At 70.2% G+C, this 14861-nt stretch carries 14 protein-coding genes and 2 pseudogenes; 12 read left to right on the forward strand and 4 right to left on the reverse strand.

Going from position 1 to position 14861, the window contains the following annotated elements:
* Positions 1–552: pseudogene (locus ACZ4RZ_RS49480) on the reverse strand (hypothetical protein); the annotation flags it as partial.
* An 84-nt stretch (positions 553–636) separates the two neighbouring features.
* On the opposite strand from ACZ4RZ_RS49480, the gene ACZ4RZ_RS49485 reads away from it, so the two are divergent.
* Positions 637–1470 (forward strand): tetratricopeptide repeat protein, encoded by an 834-nt coding sequence (locus ACZ4RZ_RS49485; protein WP_467754241.1) that lies wholly within the window; start codon positions 637–639, stop codon positions 1468–1470.
* A 69-nt stretch (positions 1471–1539) separates the two neighbouring features.
* Here ACZ4RZ_RS49485 and ACZ4RZ_RS49490 read toward each other — a convergent pair whose 3' ends face one another.
* A complete protein-coding gene (locus tag ACZ4RZ_RS49490) occupies positions 1540–2832 on the reverse strand; it encodes a DUF1015 domain-containing protein (protein ID WP_467754228.1) in 1293 nt (430 codons plus the stop codon).
* A 72-nt stretch (positions 2833–2904) separates the two neighbouring features.
* Between ACZ4RZ_RS49490 and ACZ4RZ_RS49495 the strand changes: the two genes are divergently transcribed.
* From ACZ4RZ_RS49495 to ACZ4RZ_RS49510, 4 genes are all read left to right on the forward strand, one after another.
* Entirely contained in the window at positions 2905–3969 is a 1065-nt protein-coding gene (locus ACZ4RZ_RS49495) for an HAD hydrolase-like protein (protein ID WP_467754229.1), read from the forward strand.
* A 269-nt stretch (positions 3970–4238) separates the two neighbouring features.
* Entirely contained in the window at positions 4239–5282 is a 1044-nt protein-coding gene (locus tag ACZ4RZ_RS49500) for a FecCD family ABC transporter permease (RefSeq protein WP_467754230.1), read from the forward strand.
* A complete protein-coding gene (locus ACZ4RZ_RS49505) occupies positions 5279–6346 on the forward strand; it encodes a FecCD family ABC transporter permease (protein WP_467754232.1) in 1068 nt (355 codons plus the stop codon). The genes ACZ4RZ_RS49500 and ACZ4RZ_RS49505 overlap by 4 nt, the downstream gene beginning before the upstream one ends.
* Entirely contained in the window at positions 6307–7239 is a 933-nt protein-coding gene (locus ACZ4RZ_RS49510) for an ABC transporter ATP-binding protein (protein ID WP_467754233.1), read from the forward strand. The genes ACZ4RZ_RS49505 and ACZ4RZ_RS49510 overlap by 40 nt, the downstream gene beginning before the upstream one ends.
* Here the strand turns inward: ACZ4RZ_RS49510 and ACZ4RZ_RS49515 are convergent.
* Entirely contained in the window at positions 7223–7570 is a 348-nt protein-coding gene (locus ACZ4RZ_RS49515; RefSeq protein WP_467754234.1) for an SCP2 sterol-binding domain-containing protein, read from the reverse strand. The two genes, ACZ4RZ_RS49510 and ACZ4RZ_RS49515, sit on opposite strands and share 17 nt — an antisense overlap.
* Positions 7571–7717: 147 nt before the next feature.
* On the opposite strand from ACZ4RZ_RS49515, the gene ACZ4RZ_RS49520 reads away from it, so the two are divergent.
* From ACZ4RZ_RS49520 to ACZ4RZ_RS49545, 6 genes and pseudogenes are all read left to right on the forward strand, one after another.
* Positions 7718–8029 carry a hypothetical protein gene (locus ACZ4RZ_RS49520; protein ID WP_467754242.1) on the forward strand — a complete coding sequence of 104 codons (312 nt, stop codon included), beginning with the start codon at positions 7718–7720 and terminating at the stop codon, positions 8027–8029.
* A 7-nt stretch (positions 8030–8036) separates the two neighbouring features.
* On the forward strand, positions 8037–8852 hold the full coding sequence (locus ACZ4RZ_RS49525; RefSeq protein WP_467754235.1) for a TlyA family RNA methyltransferase: 816 nt from the start codon (positions 8037–8039) through the stop codon (positions 8850–8852).
* Positions 8849–9754, forward strand: a complete 906-nt coding sequence (locus ACZ4RZ_RS49530; RefSeq protein ID WP_467754236.1) for an NAD kinase — start codon at positions 8849–8851, stop codon at positions 9752–9754. The genes ACZ4RZ_RS49525 and ACZ4RZ_RS49530 overlap by 4 nt, the downstream gene beginning before the upstream one ends.
* A 148-nt stretch (positions 9755–9902) precedes the next feature.
* On the forward strand, positions 9903–11621 hold the full coding sequence (recN, locus tag ACZ4RZ_RS49535) for a DNA repair protein RecN (RefSeq protein ID WP_467754243.1): 1719 nt from the start codon (positions 9903–9905) through the stop codon (positions 11619–11621).
* Positions 11622–11825: 204 nt separating this feature from the next.
* A pseudogene (locus ACZ4RZ_RS49540) lies at positions 11826–12155 on the forward strand (hypothetical protein); the annotation flags it as partial.
* Between the two features lie 16 nt (positions 12156–12171).
* The gene (locus ACZ4RZ_RS49545; protein WP_467754237.1) at positions 12172–13575 is read left to right on the forward strand and encodes a recombinase family protein; all 1404 of its coding nucleotides are present in this window, start codon (positions 12172–12174) and stop codon (positions 13573–13575) included.
* 149 nt (positions 13576–13724) lie between these two features.
* Here the strand turns inward: ACZ4RZ_RS49545 and ACZ4RZ_RS49550 are convergent, their stop codons facing one another.
* Positions 13725–14114, reverse strand: a complete 390-nt coding sequence (locus ACZ4RZ_RS49550) for a cupin domain-containing protein (RefSeq protein WP_467754238.1) — start codon at positions 14112–14114, stop codon at positions 13725–13727.
* Between the two features lie 108 nt (positions 14115–14222).
* Between ACZ4RZ_RS49550 and ACZ4RZ_RS49555 the strand changes: the two genes are divergently transcribed.
* Entirely contained in the window at positions 14223–14636 is a 414-nt protein-coding gene (locus ACZ4RZ_RS49555; protein WP_467754240.1) for a hypothetical protein, read from the forward strand.
* The last annotated feature ends 225 nt before the right edge of the window (positions 14637–14861 follow it).

Here is a 14861-nt window from a genome sequence, read left to right on the forward strand (position 1 = left end):
GGTTTCCGTCGTGATGACCGTCGTGACAGTGGCGATCGTGGTGGCTTCCGGCGCGACGACCGTGGTGACCGCGGCGACTTCCGCCGCGACGACCGCAGGGACGACCGGCGCGACGATCGCCGGGGAGACGACCGGGGCTTCCGTCGCGACGGGGACCGTCCGGCTTACCGCCGCGACGACCGTCGTGACAGTGGTGATCGCGGCGGCTTCCGCCGTGATGACAGGCGTGATGACCGGCGTGATGACCGTCGGGGCGATGACCGTGGTGGTTTCCGTCGTGATGACCGTCGTGACAGTGGCGATCGTGGTGGCTTCCGGCGCGACGACCGTGGTGACCGCGGCGACTTCCGCCGCGACGACCGCCGCGACGACCGGCGCGAGAGCGACCGTCCGGCCTTCCGTCGTGACGACAGGCGCGACGAGAGGCGCGATGACCGCCGTGACGACAGCCGGGGCGGCGGTTTCCGTGGCCGCGACGACCGCGGACGCGGAGGGCCGCGTCGTGACGACCGGGGCGGGCGCCCCGGCGGCTTCCGCGGCCGTGACGACCACAGGGGCGACGACCGGCGCGGTGGCGGCCGCTTCCGTGACGAGCGTGACCGTGACCGTGACCGTGACCGTGAGCCGATCAAGCGGCTGCCGATCCCCGATGACGTCACGGGCGAGGAGATCGACAAGGACGTACGGCAGGAACTCCAGAGCCTGCCCAAGGGGCTTGCCGAGGATGTCTCCCGGAACCTGGTGATGGTCGCCCGGCTCATCGACGAGGACCCCGAGGGTGCGTACGCGTACTCGAAGATCGCCCTGCGGCTGGCGTCGCGCGTCGCCGCTGTACGCGAGGCTGCCGGTTTCGCCGCGTACGCGAACCAGAAGTTCAGCGAGGCTCTCGCCGAGTTCCGGGCCGCGCGTCGGATGACCGGCAGCGTGGAGCTGTGGCCCGTCATGGCGGACTGTGAGCGCGGTCTGGGGCGGCCCGAGAAGGCGCTGGACATGGCGGGCGCGCCCGAGGTGCAGAAGCTGGACAAGGCCGGTCAGGTCGAGATGCGGCTCGTGGCCGCCGGTGCGCGGCGGGACATGGGGCAGCTGGAGGCCGCCATCGTGACCCTGCAGAGCCCGGAGCTCGCGTCGAACTCCGTGCAGCCCTGGAGCGCGCGTCTGCGCTACGCGTACGCCGACGCACTTCTCGCGGCCGGTCGTGAGGGCGAGGCGCGCGAGTGGTTCGCCAAGGCCGTCGAGTCGGACAAGGACGGCAGCACGGACGCCTCCGACCGGCTCGCGGAGCTGGACGGCGTCGAGTTCGTTGACGCGCTCGTCGAGGACGAGACCGAGACCGACCTTGAGACCGAGGTCGAGGACGAGGTCGAAGACGAAGACGAGGTCGAGGTCGAGGCTCCGAAGGCTGCGCGGGCCCCGGCCGATGGCGAGGGCGACGACGAGGACGGTTCCGAGGACGACGTTCCTCAGAGCTGACGCTTTGGCGTACTGAGAAGCACACGGGCGGCGGGACTCCGGGAGGAGTCCCGCCGCCCGTCGGCGTTTCTAGAGCGCGAGACCCCGCAGCACCAGCCCGGATGCCGGCTTGGGGCCGAACGACGTCGACTTGCGGGGCATCGTGACGCCCTGGCGGGCGAGATCGCGTACGACCTCCTCGTGGACCGGGTGCATCAGGACGGCCGTGCCGCCGTCGCGCTCCGCCTTCTCGACCGTGGCGGTCGTGTCGTGGATGTACGCGATGTGTTCGGGCGAGTCCTCCGGGATGCCCCAGATGTGGTCGAGGAGCGTGGCGTGCAGGACCGTCGCGTCCAGGGTGCGCCAGGCCTCGGGGCGCTCGGCCGGGATCGTACGGGCGAGCAGGTCCGGGTCCGGACGGTCGACCAGGTGGAAGGCGCCGTCGCCGGCGAGGAGGAAGGCGTTTCCTTCGGAGGCCGCTACGGAGAGGGTCTCCAGGGCCTTGGAGAGAGGAAGGTCGAGGTGGCGTACCCGGAAGGAGTCCGTGAGGGCGGCCAGGGCGTCGGAGACCGGCAGCCGGTGCAGCAGCCGGTGGATCGCGCGGACGCGCAGCGGAAAGCGCACGGTATCCACCAGGAGGACCAGACCGAAGTCCCAGGGGCTGGGAGACGGGTGCTCCGCGCGTAGACGCAGATACGTTGCCCAGCGATGGTGGCCGTCAGCGATGAGTGCCTGGTGGTGGAGGAGATCTGTCTGGATCTCGGCCAGCTCGGCCCGATCGGTGACCGCCCACAGGCGGTGGCTGACGCCGTCCTCCGTGGTCGTCGACAGCAACGGCGGACGTTCGGCGGTGCGCTCGATGACGGCGGCCGTGCCGACCCGGGAACCGTTGCCTCGATAGGTCAGCAGCAGGGGTTCCAGGTTGGCGGAAGTGGCGCGCATCAGGGCCGCGCGGTCCGCGACGATGTGCGGCATCACGTCCTCGTGCGGGAGGACGACGGAGTCCGACGGCTCGGACAGGCGCAGGGCGCCGATGACGCCGCGTTGCAGGAGGTCGCCGTCGCGCTGTTCGTACACGTACAGGCCCGGCTCGGGATCGGTCGTCAGGACGCCTTCCGAGAGCCAGCGGCTCAAGGTCTCGGCCGCCTGCCGGTTGCGAGCGGTGGGGGTGCCGTCCTGGGGGAGGATCAGCCGGACAATGTTGTGCGGGTCGGCGGATTCGAGTTCGAGCAGGCCGTCGGGCCGCACGATGACGTCATACGGCGGGGATGTCACGGCGGCCAGGCTGCCGACCCGGTCGGGGTCGTAGCGCAGGCCTCGGAACGGGGTCAGTTCGAGGCCGCTGCCCGCCGGTGTTTCCTCCTCGGGACCTGCATAGTTCATTCAGGCATCGTAAGTGCGTCAGTGGCATGCGCGATGATCGGGGGAAAGCGATCGAACGAGGAGCGATGTGGAATGAGCCAGACCGTCAGGACGCGGCCCGAGGGCAGTGACCAGGCCCTGAGCAAGGCGTACGACACGGCGCTGCTCGATCTGGACGGGGTGGTGTACGCGGGTGGTAACGCGATCGCGTACGCCGTGGATTCCCTGGCCAGGGCCCGCTCGGGCGGTATGCACCTCGCATATGTCACGAATAATGCGCTGCGTACTCCGGACGTGGTAGCCGAGCACCTGACGGAGCTGGGGATACCGACAGAGGCCTCCGACGTCATCACCTCGGCACAGGCTGCCGCCCGGCTCATCAGCGAGCAGGTGCCCGCGGGCGCGCGCGTGCTGGTCATCGGCGGGGACGGGCTGCGGTTCGCGCTGCGCGAGCGCGGGCTCGAACCGGTCGAGTCTGCCGACGACGATCCGGCGGCGGTCGTCCAGGGGTTCGGCGGCGCCGACCTGCCCTGGGGGCGCTTCGCGGAGGCGTGCTACGCCATCGCGCGCGGGGTGCCGTGGTTCGCCTCCAACACCGACCTGACGATCCCGAGCGCGCGGGGCATCGCTCCGGGCAACGGCGCGGCGGTCGAGGTCGTCCGCATTGCCACCGGCGCCGAGCCGCAGGTGGCGGGCAAGCCGCTGCCCCCGATGCACCGCGAGACGATCCTGCGGACCGGGGCGAAGCGGCCGCTGGTGGTCGGCGACCGGCTGGACACGGACATCGAGGGCGCGTTCAACGGAGAGGTGGACTCGCTGCTCGTGCTCACCGGTGTGACGGACGGCGCGCAGCTCCTCGCGGCGCCGCCGCAGCACCGGCCGACGTACGTCGACGCCGATCTGCGCGGTCTGCTCACCGGGCAGCCGGAGGTCGTCGAGGCGGGCGATGGGTTCCGCTGCGGCGGCTGGACGGCGGCGGCCGGCGGCATGGGGGTCTCCTCTGCTCGGCAGTCGAGAGCTTGGGGGAGGCTGGAGCTGGAGGGCGACGGAGAGGCCCTCGACGGGCTGCGGGCGCTGTGCGCGGCGGCGTGGACTGCGGCCGGGGAGGGCACCTGCGAGCTGGACGGGGGGAAGGCGCTGGCGCGACTGGGGCTTTGAGCACACCCGGGCAGCCGGCGGCAGGGCTGTCGACGACTCATCGGCGACTGCTCGGGCATTCGGGCGTCCATGAGTCGCCGGAGCGCCTGGACAGTCACGATGAGCCGCCCGCCCGAGCGCCCGGACAGTCGCCGATGAGCCGACGATGGCCCGAGCTAGTGACGGCTCCGGCAATCGACTGCTCACCAGTGACTTGATCGGACACTCGGCGGCTCATCAGCGGTGATGGAGCATCGAGTCGGGATGCGAGGGTAGGCTAACCTAACCTCGTGTTGGTCGACAGTCCTCCCGAACAGCGCGCGGAGATCGCCCCCGCGCCCCCAACCCGCCGGGCGATACGTGCCTTTGGGCTCCTCGCGTCCATGGGTGTCCTGGTGCTCGTCGCCCTGGCGAGTATCGCGATCGGCGCGAAGGCGCTGCCACTGGATCAGGTCTGGCACGGCCTGTTCCACGACTCGGGGACGTACGCCGACGTCGTGGTCGCCGACCGGGTCTCCCGGACCGTCCTCGGGCTGCTGGTCGGCGCCGCGCTCGGGTTGTCCGGTGCCGTCCTCCAGGCGCTCACCCGCAATCCGCTGGCCGACCCCGGACTGCTCGGCATCAACGCGGGCGCGTCCGCCGCGGTCGTCACCGCCATCACTTATTTCGGCGTCACGAGTCTGAGCGGCTACGTCTGGTTCGCCTTCTTCGGGGCGGCGGCGGTCGGTGCCCTGGTCTGGTTCCTGGGCGGAAGCCGGGGTGCGACGCCGGTGCGGCTCGCGCTCGCGGGCACCGCGATCAGCGCCGCTCTCTACGGCTACCTCCAGGCCGTGATGATCATGGATGACGCGGCGCTCGGCAAGATGCGGTTCTGGACCGTCGGCTCGCTGGCGTCGGCCACCGACACCACCATCAAGCAGGTCTTGCCCTTCCTCGCGGTCGGCACGATCGTCGCGCTGGCTCTCGCCCGGCCGCTGAACGCCGTGGCCATGGGCGACGACACCGCCCGCGCGCTCGGCGCCAACCTCAACCGCACCCGCGCGCTGTCCATGGCCGCCGCGACCGTGCTGTGCGGTGCCGCGACCGCCGCCTGCGGGCCGATCGTCTTCGTCGGGCTGATGGTCCCGCACGTCGTACGGTCCTTCACCGGGCCCGACCTGCGCTGGATCCTGCCGTACGCCACCGTCCTGTCGCCCGTGCTGCTGCTCGGCGCCGATGTGCTCGGACGGATGGTCGCCCGGCCCGCGGAGCTGCAGGTCGGCATCGTCACCGCGGTCCTGGGCGGTCCGGTCTTCATCTATCTCGTACGACGGCGGAGGACGGCGCAGCTGTGACCACACGGACGACCACAGATAAGCCGACTCCCGTCATCCGGTCGGTGCGCACGCCCGGCGGTCTCTCCGTCCGGCTCGACGTCCGGGCGTTCACCGTCGTCGTGCTGCTGCTGGTGGCCGCGCTTGCCGCGAGTGTGGTGCTGATCGGCACCGGCGACTTCCCGATCCCGGCCGTCGACGTCCTCAAGACGCTGGTCGGCAACGGCAGCGCGAGCCAGGAGTTCATCGTCAACGACCTGCGGCTGCCGCGGGTTCTCGTCGGACTGCTCGTGGGAGCCTCGCTCGGGCTCGGCGGGGCGCTCTTCCAGTCCATCTCCCGCAATCCGCTGGGCAGTCCGGACGTACTCGGCCTCGGGCAGGGCTCGACGGCCGGCGCTCTTGTGATGATCGTGCTGTTCTCGGGGAGCGCGAACCAGGTCGCCCTCGGGGCGCTCGTCGGCGGTCTCGTGACCGGACTCGCCATCTATCTGCTCGCCTGGAAGCGGGGCGTGCACGGTTATCGGCTGGTCCTGGTCGGCATCGGTGTCTCCGCGATCGTCACGGCGGTCAACGGCTATCTGCTCACCAAGGCCGACATCGTCGACGCGGCCCGCGCGGTCGTCTGGATGACCGGCTCGCTCAATGGCCGTGACTGGGACCAGGTCTGGCCGCTGCTCGTCATGTGCGCCGTCCTCGTGCCGCTCGTCCTGGGCAATGCGCGGGGGCTGCGCATGCTGGAGATGGGTGACGACGTCTCGTACGCGCTCGGAGTGCGGGTCGAGCGGACGCGGCTGCTGCTGATGCTGGCCGCGGTGCTCCTCACCGCGGGCGCCACCGCCGCCGCGGGTCCCGTCGGCTTCGTGGCGCTCACCGCGCCGCAGCTGGCCCGGCGGCTGACCCGGTCGCCCGGACCGAACCTGGTGCCGTCGATGTGCATGGGCGCGACCCTGCTGATCGTCGCGGACTGGGCCTCCCAGCGGGCCTTCGGCGCCGACCAGCTGCCCGTCGGCGTCGTGACCGGAGTCCTGGGCGGGGTCTATCTGCTGTGGCTCCTTGTCACCGAGCGCAAGGCAGGCCGGATTTGAACACCAAGAGGAGCGCTACGACTGTGAACCGCCTGTCCGCCGACAACGTCACCCTCGGCTACGACCAGCGTGTCATCGCCCAGAAGCTGTCGGTGGAGATCCCCGACAACTCCTTCACCGTGATCGTCGGCCCGAACGCCTGCGGCAAGTCCACGCTGCTGCGTGCCCTTTCGCGGATGCTGAAGCCCTCCGAGGGGCGGGTGCTGCTCGACGGGCAGGTCATCCAGTCGATGCCGGCGAAGAAGGTGGCCCGCACGCTCGGACTGCTGCCGCAGTCGTCGGTCGCGCCGGACGGGATCACGGTCGGTGACCTGGTCGGCCGGGGCCGCTATCCGCACCAGGGGCTGCTGCGCCAGTGGTCGACGGAGGACGAACGGGTGGTGCGGGAGTCGATGGCCTCGACCGGGGTCGCCGAGCTCGCCGATCGCTATGTCGACGAATTGTCGGGCGGTCAGCGGCAACGCGTGTGGATCGCGATGGCGCTCGCGCAGCAGACCCCACTGCTGCTCCTGGACGAGCCGACGACCTATCTCGACATCCAGCACCAGATCGACGTGCTCGACCTGTGTGCGGAGCTTCACGAGGAGCAGGGTCGGACGCTGGTCGCGGTCCTGCACGACCTCAATCACGCCGCCCGGTACGCCACCCACCTCATCGCCCTGCGCGACGGTGAGGTCATCGCCGAGGGCGCGCCGAACGACATCGTCACGGCCGAGCTGGTCGAGCGGGTCTTCGGCCTGCGCTGCCAGGTCATCGACGACCCGGAGACGGGGACGCCGCTGGTGGTGCCGGCGGCACGCAAGGCGCGTACGGCCGCGTCGGTATCGGCTGTGTCGGCAGCGGCATCATCAGCTGTACCCGGATCGGCTGAGTCGGCTACAGAAGGGTCCTGAGGCGGAACAGGTCCCGCAGGCCCGCCTCCAGCTTCACCCGGCCCGAGCCCCAGGCCTTCGCGAAGTTCAGGTGGCCGTTCACCATAGAGACCAGGTCGTCGCCCTTCATCGTGAGCCGGATCTGGGCCTTCTCGCGGGGCGGGCCCTGGAGCGTGTCGAGCACCTCGATCCGGCCGTCCTTGAGACGGCCCACGAAGGTGATGTCCAGGTCGGTGATACGGCAACTCAGCGAGCGGTCCAGGGCCGCAGCGCTGCGTACGTCCCCTTCGGCGCCCGCAAGGTTGTCCGAGAGCTTGTCGAGTGCGGTGCGGCACTCCTCAATCGTCGCCATCGTGATCGACGGTACCGCAGCGCTTCGCGGTAGCGTCGGGGCATGAGCGACTCGTTGCCGGAGACCGAGGTGCGGCAGGACGTGCGGGCACCGGATCCCGGCATTGCCTCCGAACCGGATGCCGGGCCCGTACCCGCGGCCGGGCCCGTGCCCGAACTCGAACCCGAGGCCGGCCCCGCGGCCGGACCCGAGCCGGACGGTGAGCCGGGCGCCGGGCTCGCGGTCGGACCCTCGTACGACCCCGCCGCCCCGGCTCCGCTGAACGTGGACCGCACGCCCACCGGCAACGCCGACGTCGACGCCCAGCTCGACCGGCTGGCCGATGCCGACCACCTCGCCACGGACGGACATGTCGAGGTGTACGAGGATGTACACCGGGGGCTGCGCGACGCGCTCACCGCGCTCGACGCCCGCCCGGGACCTCCGGCGCCCCCAACGACGTACGACCGCAGGAGCTGAACCAAACGTGGCAGGAGTGGCACGCCGCCGTCTCGACGCCGAGCTGGTCCGCCGGAAGCTCGCCCGCTCGCGCGAGCACGCCAGCCAGCTGATCGCCGCGGGGCGGGTCACCGTCGGCAAGACCCTCGCGACCAAGCCCGCCACGCAGGTGGAGACCGCGGCCGCGATCGTGGTCACCCAGGACGACAGTGACCCCGACTACGTGTCGCGCGGCGGGCACAAGCTCGCGGGCGCCCTTGCGGCCTTCGTGCCCCAGGGGCTCAAGGTGGAGGGCCGGCGCGCGCTGGACGCCGGAGCGTCCACCGGAGGCTTCACCGACGTACTGCTGCGCGCGGGCGCCGCCCATGTCGTGGCCGTGGACGTCGGTTACGGACAACTCGCCTGGTCTCTTCAGAGCGATGAACGCGTCACCGTCAAGGACCGTACGAACGTACGCGAGTTGACGTTGGAGGCGATCGATGGGGAGCCCGTGGATCTTGTCGTCGGGGATCTGTCCTTCATCCCGCTCGGACTGGTGCTGCCCGCCCTGGTGCGGTGCGCGGCGCCGGATGCCGACCTGGTGATGATGGTGAAGCCGCAGTTCGAGGTGGGGAAGGAACGACTGGGGAGCGGCGGTGTCGTACGCAGCCCCGAACTGCGCGCGGAGGCCGTGCGCGGAGTGGCCGAACGAGCCCGGGAACTGGGGCTCGGAGTGCAGGGTGTGACCGCAAGCCCGTTGCCCGGACCCTCGGGCAACGTCGAGTACTTTCTGTGGCTGCGTGCCGGGGCACCCGAACTCGACCCGGCCGACGTTGACCGTGCAGTGGCGGAGGGGCCGCGTTGACACAGACCCGAGCTCGTACTGTTTTCCTGCTGGCCCACACCGGGCGGCCGGCAGCCATCCGCAGCGCCGAGTTGGTCGTCCAGGGGCTGTTGCGCTCCGGGATCGGCGTACGGGTGCTGGAGGCGGAGGCGGCCGACCTGCCGCTGCCGGGCGAGGTGGAGCTGGTCAAGGAGGCGACTCCACAGTGCCTCGACGGCTGCGAACTGCTGATCGTACTGGGCGGTGACGGCACGCTGCTGCGCGGCGCCGAGTTCGCCCGCGCCTCCGGGGTGCCGATGCTCGGCGTCAACCTCGGCCGCGTCGGCTTCCTCGCGGAGGCCGAGCGCGACGACCTCGACAAGGTCGTCGACCGGGTCGTCACCAAGGCGTACGAGGTCGAGGAGCGCATGACCGTCGACGTCGTCGTGCACCAGAACGGCGACATCGTGCACACCGACTGGGCGCTGAACGAGGCGGCCGTGCAGAAGGTGTCCGCCGAGAAGCTCCTCGAAGTGGTGCTGGAGATCGACGGGCGGCCGGTGACGGGCTTCGGCTGCGACGGCATCGTCTGCGCGACCCCGACCGGCTCGACGGCGTACGCCTTCTCCGCGGGCGGGCCCGTGGTGTGGCCGGAGGTCGAGGCGCTGCTCATGGTGCCGATCAGCGCTCACGCGCTGTTCGCCAAGCCGTTGGTGACGTCGCCGGACTCCGTGCTCGCGGTGGAGGTGCTGCCGCACATTCCGCCGGGTGTGCTGTGGTGCGACGGGCGGCGGACGGTGGAGTTGCCGCCGGGGGCGCGGGTGGAGGTGCGGCGGGGGGCTGTGCCGGTGCGGCTGGCTCGGCTGCACCATGCGTCGTTCACCGATCGGTTGGTGGCGAAGTTCGCTTTGCCGGTTTCCGGGTGGCGCGGGGCGCCGCATTAGACGTACGACGGCTTGTACGGCAGCCCACTCCCGCGGGTGACAACGGCCTCTTTGTGGGGCCTTGTCACCTGCGCCTTCGCGGCGGCGGGGCGGGGCCCGTCGCACACCCGGGCCCCGACCTCGTAAGGTCGTGTCCGTGTTGGAGGAGATGCGGATACGGTCGCTCGGAGTCATCGACGACGCGGTCGTCGAGCTGTCGCCCGGCTTCACCGCCGTGACCGGTGAGACCGGCGCGGGCAAGACGATGGTGGTCACCAGCCTCGGGCTGCTGCTGGGCGGGCGCGCGGACCCGGCCCTCGTACGGATCGGCGCCAAGAGCGCGGTCGTGGAGGGGCGGATCACCGTACCCACGGGCGGGACGGCCGTCGTACGGGCCGAGGAGGCCGGAGCCGAGCTCGACGACGGGGCGCTGCTGATCAGCCGTACCGTTTCGGCCGAGGGGCGGTCGCGGGCGCACCTGGGCGGGCGTTCCGTGCCGGTGGGTGTGCTCGCCGAGCTCGCCGACGAGCTCGTCGCCGTGCACGGGCAGACCGACCAGCAGGGGCTGCTCAAGCTGTCCCGGCAACGGCAGGCGCTCGACCGGTACGCGGGCGACGCGGTCGCCGTGCCGCTCGCCAAGTACGCGGGCGCCTACCGGCGGCTGCGCGCCATCTCGGCCGAGCTGGACGAGATCACCACGCGTGCGCGTGAGCGGGCCCAGGAAGCCGACATGCTGCGCTTCGGGCTCGACGAGATCGCGGCGGTCGAGCCGCGGGCGGGCGAGGACGTGGAGCTGGCCGCCGAGGCCGAGCGCCTCGGCCACGCGGAGGCGCTCGCGTCGGCCGCCACGGCCGCGCACGCCGCGCTCGCGGGCAATCCCGAGGACCCGGAGGGCATCGACGCCACCACGCTCGTCGCGGGGGCGCACCGTGCCCTGGAGGCCGTACGGTCGCACGACTCCGCCCTGGCCGCGCTGTCCGGGCGGATCGGGGAGATCGGGATTCTGCTGGGCGACGTGGCGGGCGAACTGGCGGGGTACGCCGACGACCTCGACGCCGATCCCCTGCGGCTCGCGGCGGTCGAGGAGCGCCGGGCCGCGCTCACCCAGCTGACCCGGAAGTACGGCGAGGACATCAACGCCGTGCTGGCGTGGGCCGAGCAGGGTGCCGCACGGCTCACCGAGCTCGACGGCGACGACGAGCGGAACGACGAGCTGACCGCCGAGCGGGACGCGCTGCGGACCGAACTGGGCGGGCTCGCCCAGGCGTTGACGGACGCCCGCACGGAGGCCGCCGAGCGGTTCGCCGCCGCCGTGACCGCCGAGCTGGCCTCGCTCGCCATGCCGCACGCGCGCGTGTCGTTCGAGATCCGGCAGACCGACGACCCGGAGGGTGTGGGGGTTGGCGGGCGCACGGTCGCGTACGGGCCCGCCGGCGTCGACGAGGTCGAGCTGCTGCTCGCCCCGCATCCCGGGGCGCCGCCGCGGCCGATCGCCAAGGGGGCATCGGGCGGTGAGCTGTCGCGTGTGATGCTCGCGGTGGAGGTCGTGTTCGCGGGTACGGATCCTGTGCCGACGTATTTGTTCGACGAGGTCGACGCGGGGGTCGGCGGCAAGGCCGCGGTCGAGATCGGGCGGCGGTTGGCGCGGCTCGCGAAGACCGCGCAGGTCGTGGTCGTCACTCATCTGCCGCAGGTGGCCGCGTTCGCCGACCGGCAGTTGCTCGTCGAGAAGACCAACGACGGGTCGGTGACCCGGTCCGGGGTCAAGGTCCTGGAGGGCGAGGACCGGATCCGTGAGCTGTCCCGGATGCTGGCGGGGCAGGAGAACTCGGAGACGGCTCGGGCGCATGCGGAGGAGTTGTTGGCCACGGCTCGGGCCGACGGGTAGCCGTCGGAGGGCCTTCTTCGTCGCCGCTCAGCGGCGGGGCTTGGACCGCCCCGCGCCGGAGCTTTGACCGCCCCGCGGTGTGGCTTTGACCGCCCCGCGGTCTGGTCTCCGCCGCTCCGCGGCGGGTTTCCCGCCCACCGCCCCTGCCGACCGTTCCATGGTCCCTGTATCCGGCCCGCTCCGCGGGACCCTTAGGGTTCCGGGATGAGCATGTTTGTGGGTCGCGGTGCCGCATTCAGCACGGCTGCGGTGGCCACCCGAGCGGGAATCGCCGCCCTGCGCTCCAAGACGCCGGGCGGGCCCGCCCGTTGGGAGCGCAAGAACTTCGCCGGGCGCACCGTCGAGCTGTACGCGGGCCCCGCGGCGGCCGTGGGAGCGGCGCTCGGGGCCGCGCGGGTCCGGACTGCCGCCGGGTTCGCGGTCGCGGCCGCCGGTGCGTGTGGCGCGTACGACGATGTCGTGGGCGTGGATGACCCCCGGCGTGGGTTCCGGGCACACCTGGGGGCTCTGCGGGACGGTGATGTCATACCCGGCTAATACGGTATTCGGCATGAGCCAACCGAAGTTAGGCAGGAACGCGATCACACCAGGCGAGTCCGCAGCCATCTACTGCCGCATCTCGCACACCAAGGACGACGATCAGACCGGAGTCGACCGGCAGGAACGCATCTGCCGGGTGACTGCCGAGCGGCTTCAACTCCGTGTCGAGTCGTCCCATGTCTACGTGGACAACAACCGTTCCGCCTGGCAGCGCAACCGTAAGCGGCCAGGTTGGGAAGAGATGCTCAAGGCGATGGGGGAGGGAGAGATCCGGCACGTCATCGTCTACCACCCCGACCGCCTCATGAGGCAGCCCAGGGATCTCGAAGAGTTGCTCTCCATAGCCGACGACAAGCGCGTCCTCCTGCACGGAGAAGCGAACCGACGCGATCTGTCAGACCCGGACGACCGGTTCATCCTCCGCATCGAAGTGGCACATGCCTGCCGCTCCTCTGACGATGCGTCTCGAAGGATCAAAGACGCTCTGGCGGACAAGGCGCGCGTGGGCGAGCCCCATGTGGGCCATCGTCCGTACGGCTACACCAGCGACGGCCGTGCGGTCATCGAGAAGGAGGCGGAGATCGTGCGCGAGGTCTTCCGCCGCTACCTGGATGGTGAATCACCGGAGGGGATCGCTCAGGACCTCACTGCACGTTCAATCCCCACAGCCAAGGGAAAGCCATGGCAGCCTGAGAACGTTCGCCATGTGCTGTCGTCCAACTTTGTGGCTGGCATCCGGATCCACCGGGGCGTAGAGGTGGGAGTCGGCGCGTGGCCCGCCATCATCGACCGTGGCCAGTGGGACGAGGTCCAACGGTTCAGGGAGTTTCGAGCCGCGCGCGCCAAGGGCAAGCAGAAGCGGCCGAGCCGGTACTACCTTCTGCGCGGAGTAGTGACATGCGCATGTGGTGCACGCATGGCCGGCTCGCACAGCGGCCGGCGTGCCAACTACCGGTGCACCAATGCCGATGCCACCGATCAGCGGAAATGTAATCGCTCGATTCTGGCAGAACCCCTCGAAGAATTCGTCCGCGACGTGGCGATCAAGGTGCTGACCAAGCTGGACACCTCGGGTTACGAGCCCGCCACGACTACGCGCGCGGAAGCTGACGTGGTCGCGGACGAGAGGGACCGGGCCAAGCTGCAGGAACTGAAGGAGTTGTGGCTCAACGATGACGACTTCAGGACCGCCGACTTCCAGGCCATGCGAGCGCCGATCATCAAACGCATGAAGGAGCGGCAACGGAGGACCGTCAAGCGGCCGATCACTGTCCTGGAGGGCATTGCCGGACCAGAGGCCGAAGCCAACTGGACGAGGCTGGAGAAAGGCGAGGAACACGCGCGCATGAACGCGATCTATCGGTTCCTGTTCGCTGCTGTGATCGTCCGCCCGCCGACGTTAAGCCAACGTTAAAGGGCAGGGTGTTCGACAAAGGGCAGGGTGTTCGACACCGATCGAGTGGACATCGAGCCGAACCCGCTCGACTAGGAAGCGCATCGCAGGTAGATCCGCGAACGTCGAAAGAATCTTGCTTCGCGTGTGACTGTGCCCAGTGTTTGAGGTCAGCCGTGCCCTGGTGCCGGATCCGTCTGCGACACCGCATAACCGGGCACGGAGGGCCACCGAACTGTCAACACGACTGATTCTTCCTCGGCGAACCAGGAGTGATCGATTCCGTGCCCCCACACGACGTAGTCACCCTGCCGTTCCAAGAGGACACTGCGGCCGCGGAATTCAACGCGGAAGCGCCCGCTGATGAGGACCAGGAGAGCTGTTCGTTCCTCGCCCTTCACCCACTCCGCTCGCTCATCACCGCACAGGTGAACGCCCCATTTGATCTCCACGGCCGAACTGTGCCGAGGGTCGCCAGCACCTTTGAAGTGCCCCAGGAGCCAACCCCGGTCGAGCGCTGCGTCCTTGCCGGCGTTCCCCACGTACACGCTGCCATTCACGCACCCGGACACTAGCAGCGGGCCGCAATGAGCATGATCAACCCATCCGCGACGGATACTAGTGCCGCATCAGGCAACGTTCGCCCTGTCGATGGCTACTCTGACGACGTGGCCGATGAGAAGGACAGTGGGAGCGGCTCGATCCGACGCCGCTCGTGGGACCCGGTAGTGTCCACCGTCGCGCTGGAACTGGTCGGCCTCGCTTTCTCCGGGTTGGTCGCTTTGGTGGGGTGGCCGTTCGGGTGGCTGCCCGACACCAGTCTCGTCGGCCTCGTGACGGGCCTGATCGCGATCGGGCCTGCGGCTGAGTTGTACCGCGGGGCGGGCCCGCCGCGTCGGCTTGCTGTTGTTGCCGCTCTCCTTGCGCTGGCAACGGTGAGACTGCTCGTGGCTGCAGCAGTGAACTGGGCCTTTCCTGCGCTGGCTGATCCGGGCGTCGGTATCCTCGTCGGCTACCTTGTTGCGTTACCCATCGGCGTGGCTGTGTTGGCTTGGTTCCTCACCAGGGCGAACGTTGCTTGATGCGGCACTAGGAATCCTTCTGAGCAGGCCCGAGGAGCCGCGCGAGTCGCTCAGCGCTCTTTGGCCCCATCCGCCTGGGTCTGATGCACGATCGGGTGACATCTGAACTGGCTTGCCCTGTAGGGCGGGGGGGAAGGATGTCGCTGTGCCCAAGCCTTATCCGGAAGAGTTCCGCGAGGACGTCGTACGGGTCGCGAGGAACCGCGGCCCGGGCGTGACGGTCGA

Source organism: Streptomyces sp. NPDC027189, assembly GCF_055566975.1.